General features: G+C 48.2%; 15 protein-coding genes. 9 read left to right on the forward strand and 6 right to left on the reverse strand.

All coding sequences use genetic code 11. The features are described 5' to 3' along the window. Positions 1-4: 4 nt before the first annotated feature. From ASG24_RS05105 to ASG24_RS05115, 3 genes are all read left to right on the forward strand, one after another. Positions 5-328 (forward strand): thioredoxin family protein, encoded by a 324-nt coding sequence (locus tag ASG24_RS05105; RefSeq protein WP_055868648.1) that lies wholly within the window; start codon positions 5-7, stop codon positions 326-328. Positions 329-508: 180 nt separating this feature from the next. Then, positions 509-880 (forward strand): hypothetical protein, encoded by a 372-nt coding sequence (locus tag ASG24_RS05110; protein WP_055830654.1) that lies wholly within the window; start codon positions 509-511, stop codon positions 878-880. 107 nt (positions 881-987) lie between these two features. Next, the gene (locus tag ASG24_RS05115) at positions 988-1,560 is read left to right on the forward strand and encodes a hypothetical protein (protein WP_055868650.1); all 573 of its coding nucleotides are present in this window, start codon (positions 988-990) and stop codon (positions 1,558-1,560) included. 45 nt (positions 1,561-1,605) lie between these two features. Here ASG24_RS05115 and ASG24_RS05120 read toward each other — a convergent pair whose 3' ends face one another. Next, positions 1,606-2,529, reverse strand: coding sequence for a DNA-3-methyladenine glycosylase (locus ASG24_RS05120; RefSeq protein ID WP_055868651.1), 924 nt, complete (start codon positions 2,527-2,529; stop codon positions 1,606-1,608). Between the two features lie 113 nt (positions 2,530-2,642). Between ASG24_RS05120 and ASG24_RS05125 the strand changes: the two genes are divergently transcribed. Beyond that, positions 2,643-2,843: a hypothetical protein gene (locus tag ASG24_RS05125; RefSeq protein ID WP_055868653.1), complete on the forward strand. Its 201-nt coding sequence runs from the start codon at positions 2,643-2,645 to the stop codon at positions 2,841-2,843. A 25-nt stretch (positions 2,844-2,868) separates the two neighbouring features. Here ASG24_RS05125 and ASG24_RS05130 read toward each other — a convergent pair whose 3' ends face one another. Genes ASG24_RS05130 through ASG24_RS05140 form a run of 3 tightly spaced genes read right to left on the reverse strand, consistent with a single transcriptional unit; the run spans position 2,869 to position 5,207 of the window. After that, positions 2,869-3,732, reverse strand: coding sequence for an alpha/beta hydrolase (locus tag ASG24_RS05130; RefSeq protein ID WP_235562314.1), 864 nt, complete (start codon positions 3,730-3,732; stop codon positions 2,869-2,871). 51 nt (positions 3,733-3,783) lie between these two features. Continuing rightward, complete coding sequence (locus tag ASG24_RS05135) at positions 3,784-4,419, reverse strand: glutathione S-transferase N-terminal domain-containing protein (RefSeq protein ID WP_055868658.1); 636 nt, start codon at positions 4,417-4,419, stop codon at positions 3,784-3,786. Positions 4,420-4,457: 38 nt separating this feature from the next. Further along, positions 4,458-5,207, reverse strand: a complete 750-nt coding sequence (locus ASG24_RS05140) for a glucose 1-dehydrogenase (protein WP_055868660.1) — start codon at positions 5,205-5,207, stop codon at positions 4,458-4,460. A 152-nt stretch (positions 5,208-5,359) separates the two neighbouring features. On the opposite strand from ASG24_RS05140, the gene ASG24_RS05145 reads away from it, so the two are divergent. From ASG24_RS05145 to ASG24_RS05165, 5 genes are all read left to right on the forward strand, one after another. Beyond that, positions 5,360-6,292 (forward strand): LysR family transcriptional regulator, encoded by a 933-nt coding sequence (locus tag ASG24_RS05145; RefSeq protein WP_055868662.1) that lies wholly within the window; start codon positions 5,360-5,362, stop codon positions 6,290-6,292. Positions 6,293-6,318: 26 nt separating this feature from the next. Beyond that, positions 6,319-6,765, forward strand: coding sequence for a YiiD C-terminal domain-containing protein (locus tag ASG24_RS05150; protein ID WP_055868664.1), 447 nt, complete (start codon positions 6,319-6,321; stop codon positions 6,763-6,765). Positions 6,766-6,871: 106 nt separating this feature from the next. Beyond that, positions 6,872-8,365, forward strand: a complete 1,494-nt coding sequence (locus tag ASG24_RS05155; protein ID WP_055868666.1) for a class I SAM-dependent DNA methyltransferase — start codon at positions 6,872-6,874, stop codon at positions 8,363-8,365. Next, a complete protein-coding gene (locus tag ASG24_RS05160; protein WP_055868668.1) occupies positions 8,362-9,573 on the forward strand; it encodes a restriction endonuclease subunit S in 1,212 nt (403 codons plus the stop codon). Before ASG24_RS05155 ends, ASG24_RS05160 begins: the two co-directional genes overlap by 4 nt. 109 nt (positions 9,574-9,682) lie before the next feature. Next, positions 9,683-13,129, forward strand: a complete 3,447-nt coding sequence (locus tag ASG24_RS05165; protein ID WP_055868669.1) for a DEAD/DEAH box helicase family protein — start codon at positions 9,683-9,685, stop codon at positions 13,127-13,129. Positions 13,130-13,322: 193 nt separating this feature from the next. On the opposite strand, the gene ASG24_RS05170 is transcribed toward ASG24_RS05165, so the two are convergent. Continuing rightward, complete coding sequence (locus ASG24_RS05170; RefSeq protein WP_055868671.1) at positions 13,323-15,380, reverse strand: EAL domain-containing protein; 2,058 nt, start codon at positions 15,378-15,380, stop codon at positions 13,323-13,325. A gap of 147 nt (positions 15,381-15,527) precedes the next feature. Continuing rightward, positions 15,528-16,985 (reverse strand): PLP-dependent aminotransferase family protein, encoded by a 1,458-nt coding sequence (locus ASG24_RS05175; RefSeq protein WP_055868673.1) that lies wholly within the window; start codon positions 16,983-16,985, stop codon positions 15,528-15,530. Between the last annotated feature and the right edge of the window lie 49 nt (positions 16,986-17,034).

The following is a 17,034-nucleotide window of genomic DNA, read 5'->3' on the forward strand; positions in this document are numbered from 1 at the left end:
TTCAATGTTTGAAACACAGCCATTACCAGAACCAAGCCGTGAACAAGTCGATGCATTGATAGGCGCAGTGGTACTCGAATTCGGTACCGGCTGGTGTGGTCACTGCCAGGCCGCGCAAACCGCTATTACATCAGGCCTCAGCCAATTCCCGCAGGTGCAGCATATTAAAATCGAAGATGGCAAAGGCCGCAGGCTGGGCCGTTCATTCAAGGTTAAATTATGGCCGACGCTAATTTTTTTAAAAGACGGCATAGAGCAAGAGCGCCTGGTCAGGCAGATCAATGCAGGTGAACTGAATGCTGCATTGCTGCTCATATCCACCCCATAAAATTACTCGCCCATCAATCTGTTCATCATCAGCAAACTCCATATAATATCCCGCCAGGCTTTTGCCAGATTTATCTGACAATAAAATCAGATTTCCGCCAGTTTTTATCCTACACATTTCAACCTACACTACCGCCATCTTCAGTAGTGATTTTAATTAATAAAAACAGGTTGAACGAGTATGCGTACCCCGAACGAATTTGCAGAACAAATATTTGAAGTATTGAGTTTCTCGATTAATCAGGCATGCAATGAGCAGGATTGGTATCACGTCAGACGGGATGCGCTAGCCTACGGTTTCAAGCAAACAGATGTATCCACTAACTCAGCCTACGGTCAACGGTTTGACCTGCTGATCGAACCAGGTATCTACCTGTGCCTGCAATACCGTTCATTTGACCCTTCAGGTCCTTTCCAGAACTTGCCGGTGACTAACAAGTTCGAGCTGACTTTCTATACGGAAAATGGAAAGATCAAATCGCACCAGAATAGCTTTGACGATCCCGTTGCAGCCAATGACAAATCTATCTGGCACGAGCTTTCTTTCGCCTGATTTGCATGGCGGAGACCTGTAAAAAATAATCATGAATGGCCTGGCATTGATGTCAGGCCTTTGCACTAGCTGATACCCAGATTTCAACCGGCCAAGGAGAAGACTGTATGTACCGCCCAAAAAACAACAACTTATGGTCCGGACTCCTGGTGGTGTACAGTGCACTATATGCTGCAGCCGTCATCGGCGCCGAGCCGGCACAACTGTTTGAGCCTATCCGTTCTGTCCTGCAACATCCACGCTGCCAAAACTGCCATATTCCCGGTGATCAGCCCTTGCAATATGACCAGGGCAAACCGCACGCCATGCTGGTACAGCGCGGGATGGATGGTAAAGGCATGCCAGCGATGGAATGCAGCTCCTGCCACCAGCAGAAAAACTCCCCCGCCGTGATGGGCATGCATGCGCCACCGGGTGCGCCACACTGGCAATTGCCGTCACCGGAAAACAAAATGGTATTTATCGGCCTCTCGCCCAAAGACCTGTGCATGGTGCTGAAAGACCCGGCCCGCAATGGCGGTAAAGACGGCCAGAAACTGATTACTCACTTTGCTGATGACAAGCTGGTCGCCTGGGGCTGGAACCCCGGTGGCAACCGCACAGTGCCGCCACTCACCAAAGAGCAAACGGTCGCCGCAGTCAAACAATGGGTAAATGCAGGCATGCCTTGCCCGGCTTGATTTGAATATCATCGAGCCCTCACTTTTTAAATCCCTGACATTGACTCAGCCAGGTGAGCGCGATTGCCAGGCCCATAAATGTGCAGCCAGCAAAGCGCGCCACGGGCTGAAAGGTTTGAGCCATTGCTCAGCCTCTTTATCGTTCAACTGCTCCAATGCCATCAATCCCCTGATCGCGCGCCGTACCGCGGCATCCCCATGTAACGAGCCATCCAGCCAGCCATAGCCCCTGAGTAATGCATAACTGATAGTCCACGGCCCAATGCCTTTGATGGCAGCCAGGCTATTAGCGATCAGCTCGGGCGATGCCTGGTGATGCAGCCAGTCATCCAGTGGCAAATGCCCGCTAAGCATCAGCTCGCTGACTTTCAACAGCGTATTCGCCTTGCTTTGTGACAGACCTGCCAGCCGCAATGATTCGACTGACATTTGCGACACCTGCGCTGGTGAAGGGTAGCAATAAAAACCTGAAGAATGCCTGATATTCGCCTGCTGGATAAATTTACGCCGCATGGCAATCGCCGCGCTCAAACTGACCTGCTGGCCGATAATCGCCCACGTCAGCGCTTCAAACGGGCTGACACTCACCGGCACGCGTAGCCCTGCTTGCTCGGCAATCATTGCACTAAGTAATGGGTGCGTTGCAAAGGCCTGTTCAAACCCGGCAATCGCTTGCGTAAGCCCCAGTATATGTTGCACCAACTGCAGTGTTTCTTCCGCGCCAATGTGTAGCAGCGGGTCATCCAGCGCCAGGTGATATTTCACTAAATTCAAATCAAACGCTAGCGTTAACAGGGCAGGCCGGTCTCTCCACACAATCGCTTTTTGCAGTGTGTTGCCGGTGACGCTTTCCGATACCGCCAGTTTGTCCCGGCCATGAAAAGTCAGGAAATCCTGCGGCCGGAATCCATTCGGTAAAGGCAAACGCTGCAATGGCAAACTGTGTAACTGCAAAGTGGGTGATGACATAGGTTAAGGCAGTAAATTTAGGCAATAGAATACACTTACAATGAAACACAAACGCGGATGCCTTGTCAGACCAGTGAGTAAGCTTTTTGTTTAGATATTTGAGGGAGAACCGTATGCCAGACAAGAATGATAAATCCAAGAACCATGCACACCCACCTGAAACACCAGTCCTGGATGAAACCTCGCTGTTACCACCCAAAACCCATAAGAAAAATGACAAGCAGCCACCCGGTTCACACTCGGCTGAAATCGCGGCAGAAGTAGAAGAGGGTCAATTATCGCCAGGGGAGTTGAGTAGCGAGAATGACATTTAACAATATCAGCCTTGTTGGCTAGCTTTTATCCAGCAGTACTTTTATCCAGCAGTACTTGCCGGATCAGCTGGGTCAAATTGTTGAAACAAGGGTGCAGCGGTGAAGTCAGAGGGTGTGTACTATCTCCCAACCTGCGCACCTGCACCGGCACCCCAGCCAATAACAATTTCGCCGCATACGCCTCCGCTTCATCCCGTAGCGGGTGAGATTCAGTCGTCATAATGGTTGCAGGCGCCAGCCCGCCCAGGCGGCATGAGTGCAACGGTGAAGCGTAAGGGTGGATGCAATCACTGGCGGTTGGAATATATTCCGCCCAGGCACGCCGGCACGGGCTATCGGCCGCCGCTCCCATCGATTTCGAAGTTTGTAGCGCATCCAGCATCGGGTTGATCAATATCTGGCCCGCCAAAATTGTTTGCTTGTTAAAGGTCATCGCACGGTCGCGAAACAGCATGGCAACTACCGCTGCCAGGTTGCCACCCGCATGCTCACCGGCCACAAATATCCGCTTGCTGTCTGCGCCAACCTGCCTGGCATTGTCAACTACCCATTGGAGTGCGGCGAAGGCGACTTCAATGGTGGCGGGGAATTTCACTTCAGGGGCTAACGGATAATCCACACACACCACAATCGCCTGGTTTTCCTGATCGGTGAGCGCCTGATCGGTGAGCGCCTGATCGGTGAGCGCCTGATCGGTGAGCGCAGTCGCCAGCGCAAAAGCTTCTTCAATGTTGCCCGCATTAAACAACCCGCCGTGGAAAAATATCACCACCGGTGATCTGGTTTGACCGGGTCTTTTACCTGGCATGCCGAAACCCTGCAACGTCACCGGTTGGCTGGTTGCAGGTGTTTGAAAAGTGGTGGTCCACATCAATGCTTTATTCGACAAAGCTTAATCACCTCGATGATTTCAAAGTCCATTTTAAAATGTTTACCGATTTCAAATTTGGGGAATCGCCATACCCCGTTGTACCGCAGGCCTTTCGCCTACGGTTTGCAGCCAGCGGTGCAATGCCGGTTTGGTCGCCAGGGAGTCCTTGAGCACCTCTTTCAGGTAACCGGTCGCCGCCAGTGTCCATGCATAACTGGCAATGTCGGCAATCGAATATTCGCTACCCGCCAGGTAAGTGTTGTTTTGCAGCTGCTTGTCCATCACGTTCAGCAGCCTGTCCGCTTCTTCGGTAAATCTGGCAATCGCCAGCGGCGCCTTTTCCTGGCTGCGCACGGCAAAGAAACCCAGCTGGCCCAGCATAGGACCCAAAGCACTGGTCTGCCAGTGCAACCATTCAAACGTGGTGTAACGTGCCTGGCCTGACGGGGCCAGAAACTGGCCGTGTTTTTCCGCCAGGTAGGTCAGAATGGCACCACTCTCAAAAATCACCACTGGTTCTTTTCCTGGTTCAGTGTCGACAATCGCCGGAATCTTGTTGTTGGGCGAAATTGCCCCAAACTCTTGCGAGTATTGTTGCAGCTTGCCCAGATCAACCGGGCTCACCTCATAGTCCAGTCCCAGCTCTTCCAGCATGATGGAAATCTTGCGGCCATTCGGTGTCGCCCATGTATATAAGTTGATCATTTGTTTTGCCTTTCAGTGCTACCTTAAATCTTTCAGTATTAGCGCAAACCGCCACCAGCCAGCAATTGTTCACCGGTCAACCAGTATGAGTCATCCGAAGCCAGGAAAGATGCAATCGCGGCAATATCTCTTGGCTGCCCGGTGCGACCCAATGGTGTTTGCGCCACATAACCACTTTCCATTTCTGAGCCGATGACGCCAGCCGTTTGTGTGCCTTCGGTTTCGACCAGGCCAGGGTTCAAGGCATTGACGCGGATCTTGCGTGGCCCCAACTCTTTGGACAATGAACCGGTGATCGCATCCACTGCGCCTTTGGTTGCCGTATACACCGCCGCACCAGGAGGCGTTAAACGGCTCACCACAGAACCGATATTGATGATGCTGCTGCCTTCGCCCAGGTGTTTCACCGCTGCCTGCGTGGTTAACAACAAGCCCAGTACGTTGGTATCGAATTGTTTGTGAAAGTGTTCAGGCGTGATCTGTTCAATAGTGCCAAATTCGTAAATACCGGAGTTGTTGACCAGGATATCCAGCCTGCCGAAGTTAGTAATCGCCGCATTGATAATCGCTTCAGCAGCACCTGCTTCGCCTACGTTACCACCGACTGCCACCGCTTTGCCACCAGCCTGTGTGATTTCCGCGACCACCTTGTCGGCACCCGCCTTGCTGGAAAAATAATTGACTACCACTGCCGCGCCATCCTGCGCAAAGCGTTTGGCGATTTCTGCGCCTATGCCTTTAGATGCACCAGTAACGACTGCGACTTTACCTTCAAGTTTCTTGCTCATGAAAATCTCCTTAATTAAAAATGTGAATGCTTGTTTAAAGCTTGTTTGAAACTGGTAACCACTATAAATAATTAAAAATCCGAGATAAATAGACTAAATTAGCAATCACTGTGTTAATTTATTGCACAATCGATAGGTTATTTGAGGCATTGATGGATAGATTCGACACCATGCTGGCATTCACACGGGTAGTGGAGCTTGAAAGCTTTACCAAAGCCGCCATGTCATTAAACCTGCCCAAAACCACAGTCTCGGCGCAAGTGCTGGCGCTGGAAAAACGCCTGCGGGTCAAACTGCTGCACAGAACCACCCGCCGCATCAGCGTCACCACCGATGGTGCCGCCTATTACGAGCGGGCGATCCGGTTATTGAACGAGCTGGAAGAAACCGAAGCGGCCCTGCACCAGGCCACCAGCAACCCCAAAGGCCGCCTGCGGGTAGATGTGCCCACACCGCTGGGCCGCCTGGTGATCATCCCCGCGCTGCAAGACTTTTTAAAACGCTACCCGGAGATCCAGCTAGAAATCGGCTGTGATGACAGACCTATCGATCTGCTGGAAGAAGGTGTCGATTGCGTGATCCGCGTTGGTCATCCGCTGGATTCCACCCTTGTCGCCAGGCGAGTAGGCACCATGCAATTCCTGCTGGTTGCCTCGCCGGAATACCTGCAAACCTACGGCAGGCCCACTCATCATGACGACCTGCAACGCCACCAGGCCGTGCACTTCTTCTCCTCCAAAACCGGCAAAGTGCGCAACTTCATCCTTGAGCACGCAGGCGAAGAGCAGGAAATCCCCACCAACCGCAAACTCGCCATCAATAATGGCGATGCCATTGTCGCCGCTGCATTGGCGGGCATAGGGGTCTGTCAGGTACCCACTTTTATGGTGCAAGGCTATTTAAATGAGGGTAAGTTAGAAAGAGTGCTGGGCGATTACCCCACTGGCAGCCTGCCGCTGAATGCGCTATACCCGCAAAACCGGCACCTCTCAACCAAAGTGCGCACGTTTATTGAATGGGTGGCAGAGCTATTCGCCGAATGCCGTTTGCTGCAAAGCCAGCCAAAGTTGAACGATAAAATTTAAAAACAACAGTTAGAAAAGGAAGCACCATGGGTCAACTGGAACAGAACTTCGAAAACACCTTATTCAAGCTTATCCCGCAAACCAAAAATCTGGGGATAAAAATCTCAAGAATCGAAGATCACCAACTCACCGTGCACGGCTCTTATGCCCTCAACAAAAACCATCTCGATATTGTGTTTGGCGGCAGCATCGCGGCCATTTCAATCACCACGGCCTGGTCGCTAGTGCAATCCAAAATTGAGCAAGCAGGGTTAAAAGGTAACCTGGTGATCAAGCGCCAGGAGATCGATTATTTATTGCCGGTTAAAACAGATTTTGAATGTGTGGCGAGTTTTCAATCAGCGGATGGTTGGGATAATTTTGAAAAGACTTATAAGGAAAAGGGTAGGGCGAAAATTGTTGTTACGGCTCAGATTATTAGTGAATCAAGAGCGACATCTAAGTTTCAAGGTTTATTTGTATTGTACAAATAATCTTCGCAGTACCAAGACAATAGTATCTTGATAGAAGTGGTTGAATTAGAATTCAACAAAATAAAAATATCAAAACTCCCTTCATTTAGATAAGTAGAAATAAGCAATGGTTACAGGTGAATTAAAAAGCCAAGTCGATAAAATTTGGGAAACATTTTGGACAGGGGGCATCAGTAATCCGCTGACCGTCATTGAGCAATTTACCTTTTTGCTATTTTTACGCCGTCTGGATGAAAACCAATTACGCGATGAAAAAAGATCCAATCTTCTTGGTACAAAGTTAAAGTCGCCTCTCTACACACCTGAACTGGAGCGCTTCAGGTGGCATTCATTTGTGAACAAAGACCCCGAAACGATGTTCGACCTGTTCACGAAACCACAGGTAGATGCAGATAACCTCACTGTGTTTGAGCACATGAAACAGCTGGGTGAGCAAGATAACAAACGGGCAGGTGTCTTTGCGCACTATATGAAGGGCGCGACATTCATGATTCCGACGCCAAAGCTTCTTGATCAAGTGGTGCAGATGATCGCCAAAATCCAAATGGATGACCGTGATACCAAAGGTGATTTATACGAATACCTGCTCTCTAAAATTGCTACTGCAGGTACCAATGGCCAGTTCCGTACACCGCGACACATCATCAAAATGATGGTTGAAATGATGCAACCTACCCAAGAAGATACCATTTGCGACCCAGCCTGTGGCACGGCAGGTTTTTTGGTGGCTGCGGGTGAATATGTACATGAACATCATGAGGACTGGTTTCACGACGATAAATTTCTAGTGCATTACAACGAGCACATGTTTACCGGTGTCGAGTTTGACGCCACTATGTTGCGAATTGCTGCCATGAACCTGCAATTGCACGGTATAGATCATCCACAGCTGATTGGCCGAGATGCCTTGAGTGAGGCGAACGCAGATAGCCGCGAGCAATTTAGTTTGATACTCGCCAACCCGCCTTTTAAGGGCTCGTTAGATTACGACGGTGTAGAAAGCTCCCTACTAACCACAGTCAAAACTAAGAAAACCGAGTTGCTGTTTTTAGGGTTGATTTTACGTATGCTCAAAGTCGGTGGTCGTTGTGCGGTGATTGTGCCCGATGGTGTGCTGTTTGGTTCCTCCAACGCTCATGTGCAAATCCGCAAAACCATTATTGCCCAACATAAACTGGAGGCCGTGATTTCCATGCCCAGCGGCGTGTTTAAACCCTATGCGGGTGTGAGCACCGCCGTGCTGGTGTTTACCAAAACCAACCACGGCGGCACCGATAACGTGTGGTTTTACGATATGCAAGCCGATGGCTATAGCCTGGACGACAAACGCAGCCAGATAAAAGACAACGACATTTCCGATATTGTTGCTCGCTACCAAACTCGCCAAAATGAAACCAACCGCAGCCGCACAGAGCAAAGCTTTTTAGTGCCACTGGCCGAGATAGAGCAAAACAATTGGGATTTAAGCATTAACCGCTATAAACAAGTGGTGTATGAGCAAATGCAGCACGATAGCCCAGCGGACATTATTGCGGAGATAGAGCGCTTGGATACAGAGCGGGCAAAGGCTTTAGCGGTGTTGAAAGGGTTGTTGGAGTGAACTGGGCAGAGTTTTTTTTAGACGATATAGCCAATGTTTTTAATGGGAAAACACCATCGAAGCTTGAGCAGCGAGATGAAGGTTATCCAGTATTAAAGATAAAAGATGTTACCGAGAGTGGTAAATTTAAAGGAATGTTTGAGTCCTTCGTTGATGTCGAGTTGGCAAACAAATCAAAATTGAAGCTAATTCAGCTTAATGACACCTTAATACTTAACGCTGCACATAATGCTGCTTACGTTGGTAGTAAGCAGTATCGTGCAGAACAAAAAGTAGTCGGTTCTTTGCCGACAGGCGAATGGCTTATTATTAGAGGGAAAAATAACAAAGTAGACTCAGCCTATCTAAATTTCTGGTTTCGTTTGGAGTCAACAAAGTTCAATATACGAAACATGGTGAAAGGTATTCACCTTTATCCTAAAGATGTTGCTAGGCTGAAAATTAATCTACCACCTCTCGCCGAGCAACAAAAAATTGCGGCGATTTTGGATGCGGCGGATAGCCTCAGACAAAAAGACCAACAACTGGTCGAGCATTACACTGCACTCAGCCAATCCCTGTTTTTGGAAATGTTTGGTGACCCATTTTTAAATCCGAAAAATTTTGAAAAAACAACCTTATCGAATCTAATTGAATTTGTACAAATTGGTCCTTTTGGTTCTCAACTTCATAAGTCAGATTACGTTGAAAACGGTTTCCCGCTAATTAATCCGGTTCATATAGTTGACTGTAAAATTGTTCCAAACTTTAGTTTTACATTAACAAATGAAAAGTTTAAAAGTTTGCCAAATTATCATTTAAAAACGAACGATTTAATTATGGCAAGGCGTGGTGAAATGGGGCGTTGTGCTTTAGTAACTAAAAACGAAAACGGCTATTTTTGTGGGACTGGAAGCTTGTTTATCCGCCCTAGCAGTTTAGTTAATCCTATGTTTTTGTTGCATGTATTATCAAGTAAAAGTGGGCGTGAGTATCTGGAACAACACTCTCTAGGAGTCACCATGATGAATTTAAATAAAAAAATAATTCTAAGTATTGAGTTTGGAAATCCGCCAATTTCTCTTCAGAATAAATTTTCAGAAAGCCTCCAACTCATCGAAGCCCAAAAACAACAAGCGCAAGCAAGCTTAGAAAAATCCGATGCATTATTTAATAGCCTGTTACAGCGTGCGTTTACGGGTGAATTGACGGCGAAAATGGCGGCGTAATATGGTGTCATTGCGAACAAATGTGAAGCAATCCAAGCGATATATAAATCACCCATGGACTGCCACGGCCTGCGGCCTCGCAGTGACAACAATGAGGGCATAAGCAAATATGAGTAATTTCAGCTTTCTAATTGCCGATTTTCCCGCCTTGCATACCGATGCAGTGGAAGCTGAACAACTCACATTGCTTTCCCCCAAAGCAGCTGCCATTTTTTGCCGCAGCACCCTCGAAAATGCCATTAACTGGCTTTACGACCACGACCCCAAGTTAAGCCGTCCGTTTAAATCTGAACTCAGCGCGTTGATGCACGAGCACTGTTTTGCCAGCCAGTTTAACCAGACCATGCTAGGCGAACTGCACCTGATACGCAAAACAGGTAATGTGGCCGCGCATGGCAACAAAGTCAGTCAGCAGGATGCCTTAGCGTCACTCAAATATCTGTTCCGCTTTTTACGGTATTTGGTGACGTATTACGACAAACAGGCCCCAGCGCCGCAAGTATTTGATGAAGGTTTGATTCCTTCAGGCAAAGCACAACCAGAAAGTGCCGAGCAAATTGCTGTGTTGCAGCAACAACTTGCAGCCAAAGAACAAGCTGCACGAGAAGCTGAACAAGCTCGGCTCAAACATGCGGAAGAAAATGCACAGTTAAAAGCCCAACTTCTACAGCAACAAGCCGAACTCGCTGCGCGTAAACAAGCCCGCGAAAAAGCCATTAGTTTTGAGCAAGCCGTGCCGCTCTTGGTGAGTGAAGCGGAAACCCGGCGCCGTTATATTGATTTATCGCTAAAAGAGTGTGGCTGGGATAATTTAAAAGAAGGCGCTGACCTGGAGTTCGAAGTGACAGGCATGCCAGCCAGCACTAACCCGACAGGTAAAGGGTATGTGGATTATGTGTTGTGGGGCGATGATGGTTTGCCACTGGCGGTAGTCGAAGCCAAAAAAACCATGGCTGATGCCAAAAAAGGCAAACATCAGGCAGAGTTGTATGCCAATTGCCTGGAAGCGAAAACAGGTCAACGGCCTATCATTTTTTACAGTAATGGTTTTGAAACGCACTTATGGGATGACCAGTTTTACCCAGAGCGTGAGGTGCAAGGCTTTTACAGTAAAGAAGAGTTGCAGTTGCTGATTGCCCGTCGCCAGAGTCGTACCGATTTACGCGAATTTAAAGTGAATGCAGAAATCGCAGAGCGGGCATATCAACTTGAAGCCATTAAGCGCGTGGCAGAAAATTTTGGCGCCACAAATAAGCAAGGTGAGCTAAGAGGCCGTGCCCGACAAAGTTTGCTGGTGATGGCGACGGGCAGTGGAAAAACACGCACGGCCGCCGCCATTGTAGACATGTTGACCAAGTGTAATTGGGCTAAGCGGGTATTGTTTTTGGCGGATAGAAATGCCTTGGTCACGCAGGCTAAGAATGCATTTAATGAATACCTGCCTAACTTGAGTGCGATTGATCTCACCAAAGAAAAAGAAGATAACGGCACTCGGCTGGTGTTTTCCACTTATCCAACCATCATGAACCGCATCGACAATGTTAGTGAGGGCGAACGTTTTTATGGCGTGGGGCATTTTGACCTGATTATTGTGGATGAAGCACACCGCTCGGTTTACCAAAAATACAAAGCGATTTTCGCTTATTTTGATGCCTTATTGGTTGGCCTGACCGCAACCCCCAAAACTGATATCGACCATAACACCTATGGCTTATTCGGTATTGAGGACGATAACCCGACTTTTGCATACGAATTGGATAGTGCGGTAAAAGAAGGCTTCTTGGTCCCACCAAAGGCCATGTCAGTACCGCTCAAATTTATCCGTGAAGGGGTGAGTTATCACCAGTTGTCGGATCGCGAGAAAGCCGAATATGAAGAAAAGTTTGGTGACCCAACGACAGGTGAGGTGCCTGATGAGATTGATAGCGCTGCTCTAAATAGCTGGCTGTTTAACACTGACACGGTGGATAAGGTTCTAGCGCATTTAATGCAGGATGGCATTCATGTGCAGGGCGGTGAGAAGCTTGGTAAGACGATTATCTTTGCTAAAAACCATACGCATGCAATGTTTATCGAGGAACGCTTCAATAAAAACTATCCTGAATATGGTGGCAAGTTTTTGCGCGTCATTGATAACTACGAAAGCAAGGCGCAAAGCCTGCTGGAAACCTTTGTTGATAAATACGAAGAAAAGGACCCGCAAATCGCTGTGTCGGTCGATATGATGGATACAGGAGTGGATGCTCCACGCGTGGTTAATCTGGTGTTTTTCAAGCAAGTGAAATCGGCCACTAAGTTTTGGCAGATGATAGGCCGTGGTACACGACTATGCCTGGATTTGTTTGGGGTTGGACAGCATAAAACCGAGTTTGTGATTTTTGATTATTGCCAAAACTTTGAGTTTTTCGGCGTGAACCCTGATGGTGTAAAAACCAAGGCGATTAAGAGCCTGACGCAACAGATTTTTGAAGCCAAACTGGAGTTAGCAATACTGGTACGGGAGCGCGCTGAGAGTAGCGATGATGAACGAGTGCTGGCGGAAGCCTATATTTCTGACCTGCAGCAAACGATTTCTACATTAGATAGCGCGCGCTTTGTTGTGAAAGCCAAACTGCGTTACGTCGTTGAATACAGCGAAAAGTTACGTTGGCAAAACCTCTCAAAAGGTGACACGTTGGATATCAACACCCATCTTTCCTCTCTCGCTTTGCCCGCAAAAGAAGATGATGAACTTGCCAAGCGGTTTGATATTTTGATTTTGAATTATCAATTGGCACTCATGACAGCTGCTTACAGTACGGATCGCTTTATTACACAAATCAGCGGCACGGCCAAAGCTCTATTGAAGAAACAAAATATCCCCGCCGTGGCAAAGCAAGTGCATTTATTGAATGAGTTGCAGGTGGAGCAGTTCTGGAAAACCATCAATATCAATCGCTTGGAAAATGTACGGGTGTCACTGCGTGATTTGATTAAATACTTAGATAAAGAAACGCAGCCTATTGTTGAAACCAATTTTGAAGATGAAATAGATTTCATAGGCGTGAAACAACATGACCTGATTCCTGCGTATGGTCGTTTACAAAGCTATAAAGATCGCGTGGAATCTTATGTGCGTGATCACAGCAATCACCTGGTCATTCAAAAGCTCAAGACAAATAAACCGATTACTGAAACAGAAGTGAATACACTGGAAACAATCCTGTTTGATGGCACCACTGTTGGTACCAAACAGGATTATGTCGAGACTTATGGTGATAAGCCGCTAGGTGTATTTATACGCAGTATTGTTGGTTTGGATGCGAATTCCGCGCAAGAAGTGTTTGCTGAGTTTATCCAGGCAGGAAACCTTAAAGCTGATCAAATGACGTTTGTTAATAACATCATCAGTTATCTCACTAAGAATGGCATGATTGATAATGCCATGCTATTTGAACCGCCTTTTACTAATATTCATCAAGACGGTTTGGTTGGTGTATTTGATGAAGCAAGTGCTAAAAAGGTCATACAACTGGTTAGTGCAGTTAATGACAATGCCTTGGTTAAGGTTGGTTGATTTGAAATCCAAAGTTAATTTAATACATTGCAATAGAGGGTTTCGGGAATCTAGAAAAAGTATATATTTTTTCTAGAAATAGGTCGGGATTAATTTTGAAAATAATATATATTAATCAATATGTTATTTTGTATTTAATTGTTGGGGGTCTGACATTTTTCTTGCAGACTATTTAAGTTGAATAGATTATTTTTTAGACTACTAACCCCCAGGATTGCTGCATATCAATCTCGTCAAACGGCTTAGGCTTACTAAAGTAAAATCCTTGCACCACTTTGCAGTCACAGCTTACTAAATACTTAGCCTGTTCAGCCGTCTCCACCCCTTCTGCCACCAACTCTTTACCCAAGCTTTTCGCCATTGAAATAATCGCCTGCACAATCAATCTATGGTCGTTGTTATCGGCAATGCCTTGCACGAAAGACTGATCAATTTTGATCTCACTCACCGGGAATTTGCTCAAATAACTGAGCGCCGAATAGCCGGTGCCGAAGTCATCCAGGGAGATTCTGAAGCCCATACTATCGAGGATTTTCAGGGTTTTTCTGATGTATGCGCTGTCGTTCAGCAGCAGGCTTTCGGTGATTTCCAGGGTGATCCATGCCGGGTTGCAGTGGGTTTTCTTTAACAGGTGCTTGATGGAGTTGAGCAGGTTGTTATGGATAAACTGGCGGCTGGATAAGTTGATGGCAACGGTGATGGGTTCTTCGCGGTTGGTGTTCCACCTGACGGCGTCTTTAAATGCGGTTTGCATGATCCACTCGCCGATTTCGATGATGAAGCCTGAATCTTCGGCGATGCCGATAAACCGGTTAGGCGGGATCATTTCGCTGTGGTTACGGTTCCACCTTAATAGGGCTTCTACGCCGACAATCTTGTTGGTCTCCAGATTCACCTGCGGCTGATAGTGCAGCAGGAATTCATCGTTTTGCAGGGCGGTGCGGAGTGAGCGCTCGATGTCTATGCGTTCTATCGTGGTTTGCGATAAATCAGACGAATAAAACTGGTAGTTGTTTCTGCCGTGCTTTTTGGCTTTGTACATGGCGATATCGGAGAATTTCACGATATCGCTGACCACGTTGCTATGTTCGGGGCACACGACGATGCCTATGCTGGCGGATATAAACAGTTCTGTACCGCGGATCAGGATAGGCTGCTTGATGGATTCAAGTATCTTTTTCGCGACCATGCCTGCATTTTTCGGGTCTTTCACTTGGGATAGCAAAATCGCAAACTCGTCGCCGCCCAGCCGGGCAACCGTGTCAGTAGGGCGCACAGCGCGTTCAATGCGCCTGGCCATTTCGTATAGCAGCAAATCACCTTCGGCGTGGCCTAGCAGATCATTCACCGCCTTGAAGCCATCCAGGTCCAGCATCAGAAACGCAAACGAAGCTTCTGACGGTGGCGATTGCGTGAGGAACTGATTCAATACTTCCAGCAGGGCGATGCGGTTGGGCAGTTTAGTGATGGAATCAAAATAGGCCAGGTGATGGATGCGGTCGAGGTTTTCATATGATTGCGTCATGTCCTGCCCGATGGCGATGACGGCTTTCACTTCATGGTTGGCATTGAATTCGGGGGTTAATACCGTATCCATGATTTTGTGTTTGCCATTGCTGGTGATCAGCCTGAAGGCGACATGCTGGTCTTCACCGCTTTGAAACACTTCGCGGATACTTTGCTCGAAGGCGATGGCGAAGTCGCCACCGGGATATTGCGTAGGGGTTTTGCCGATCAGGCTGGCGCAATCCACTTCATAAAATGCGGAGTTGGCATTATTGAGGAAGATACGCTGGCAGGCACTGTTATACTTGGCGATGCAATTGGACGAGTTTTCTACGATGGATCTGTATTCGTGCTCTTTCTGGATATTTTCGGTGACATCCCTGGCGTAACCAAGAGAACCGACCACTTGACCATCGACCACCACCGCAGATTTGTAAGACTCTATCCAGTAATACTCACCGTCTGAATTTTTGATCGGCACCGTGACCGGGCTCGGTGAAGTGCTGCGCATGGCTTTTTGATCACCATCGACATACTCCTGCGCCAGGTCAGGCGGGAAAAAATCAAAATCAGTCTTGCCGATCAACTCTGCACTTGAAGATACACCCACCATGTTTGCATAGGCAGTATTCGCCACCAGGATGCGGCTGTTCACATCCTTCAGCCAGACCATGAAAGGGAAGTTATCGATCAATGTTTGGATGTATTGATCGCTCTCAATATGTTGATGTTGAATATTTTTCATGGCATGAACGAATATTTCTATATTGATCTATCTGTATCTTCCCACCATTAAAATTAAATTGCTTGTAATATATGTTTTCGGACATATTTAATTTTTCTTAAATATCAATATGTTGGAAATGCATCAACAGCTGATTTGCGAAGTGATTCAGCTACCAGTAAAAGCGGCTTTTAAGCCCAGCACCCCTTTCTCCAGTTCCACCGTAGTCAGGCTGCCAAACCCCAGGCGGATCGTATGCACGCTTTGTTGCGATTCTGAAAACAGGGTGCCGGGCAGGATGCGCACTTTGTGTTTTAACGCTTGCTCGGCTACTTTTTCTACATCAAAACCTTCTTTCAGGCGCAACCAGATCGCCAGCCCGCCATCGGGTGCATCGAAGGTGACGTATTCCTTTAGTTCTTTTTTGATCAGCGCAATCAGCAGGGTTCGGCGTTCGTTATAGATTTTGAATGTGCGGCGGATATGGCGCTTGATTTCGCCGGAATTCATCAGCTCGGCGACTGCCAGCTCGGTAATGGAATTGCCTTGCCGGTCTATCAGCATCACTTCTTTGGCACAACGGTCTATCAGGCCGGGCGTGGCCACCAGGTAACCAACACGCAGACCGGGGGCGAGCACTTTGGAGAGGGAGCCGACATAGATGACGCGGCCACCGTGATTGGTGCTGGCGAGTGGAAACACCGGGTGGTGCGAGAAGTGGAATTCGTGGTCGTAATCGTCCTCAACAATCGTAAAGTCATATTGCTCGGCCAGCATCAGCAGCTTCAGGCGGCGTTCCGCCGTCATGATCACGGTGGTCGGAAACTGGTGGTGCGGTGTGACATAAATGGCGCGGATAGGGTGCTGCTTGCACAGTTTTTCCAGCGCGACGACATCAATGCCGTGCTTATCTTGTCCTACGGTAAGGATATTGGCACCGCAGGACCTGAAGGCTTCTTTCGCCGCCGGGTAGCTCAACTGTTCTACCACGACATAATCATTCGGCCTGGTCAGCACACGCGCTGCCAGGAAGATACCCATCTGGCTGCCGCGCGCGATACAGATCTGGTCGATAGCTACACTCAGGCCTCTTTCCATATTCAGCATAGTGGCAATCGATTGCCGCAATGCCAGCGTGCCACGCGGGTCGCCGTAACCCAGATTTTTGCTGGAGCCGATCAAGGCATGGCGGAAGGCGCGGGACAGGATATTGAACGGTATCAGCCGCGAGTCAGGGATGCCATCATTAAAATCAATCACGCCGGCTTCCGGGGACTGGTAATTCAACAGCGGATGCGTTGGCCCTTCGACCACATTAGCGGGCTGTTTACTGGTTTTGGCGGTTTGCGGCTGTGCGTTGAAATTGGGCAGGTTGGCGGAAACGAATGAGCCCCTTCGCTGCTCGGACACCAGCCAGCCCTGGGCGATCAGCTCGTCATAGGCCAGGATCACTGTTTTGCGGTTGACCTGCAGTTTTTCTGCCAGCTCGCGCGTGCCTGGCATGGCGGTGGAGGGCGCCAGGCGGCCACGCTGGATTTCTTCCATGATCTGCTGCGCGATCTGCAGATAGACCGGCAAGCCCGAAGTGTCGGTAATGGTTAATTTAAGACTCCACGAACGTAGCATTTTTCACGCCTCCCTCGACCCCTGAACGTTTCAACAGCGGGAAAAAATC

The organism is Methylophilus sp. Leaf414 (assembly GCF_001425425.1).
Lineage (GTDB): Bacteria > Pseudomonadota > Gammaproteobacteria > Burkholderiales > Methylophilaceae > Methylophilus.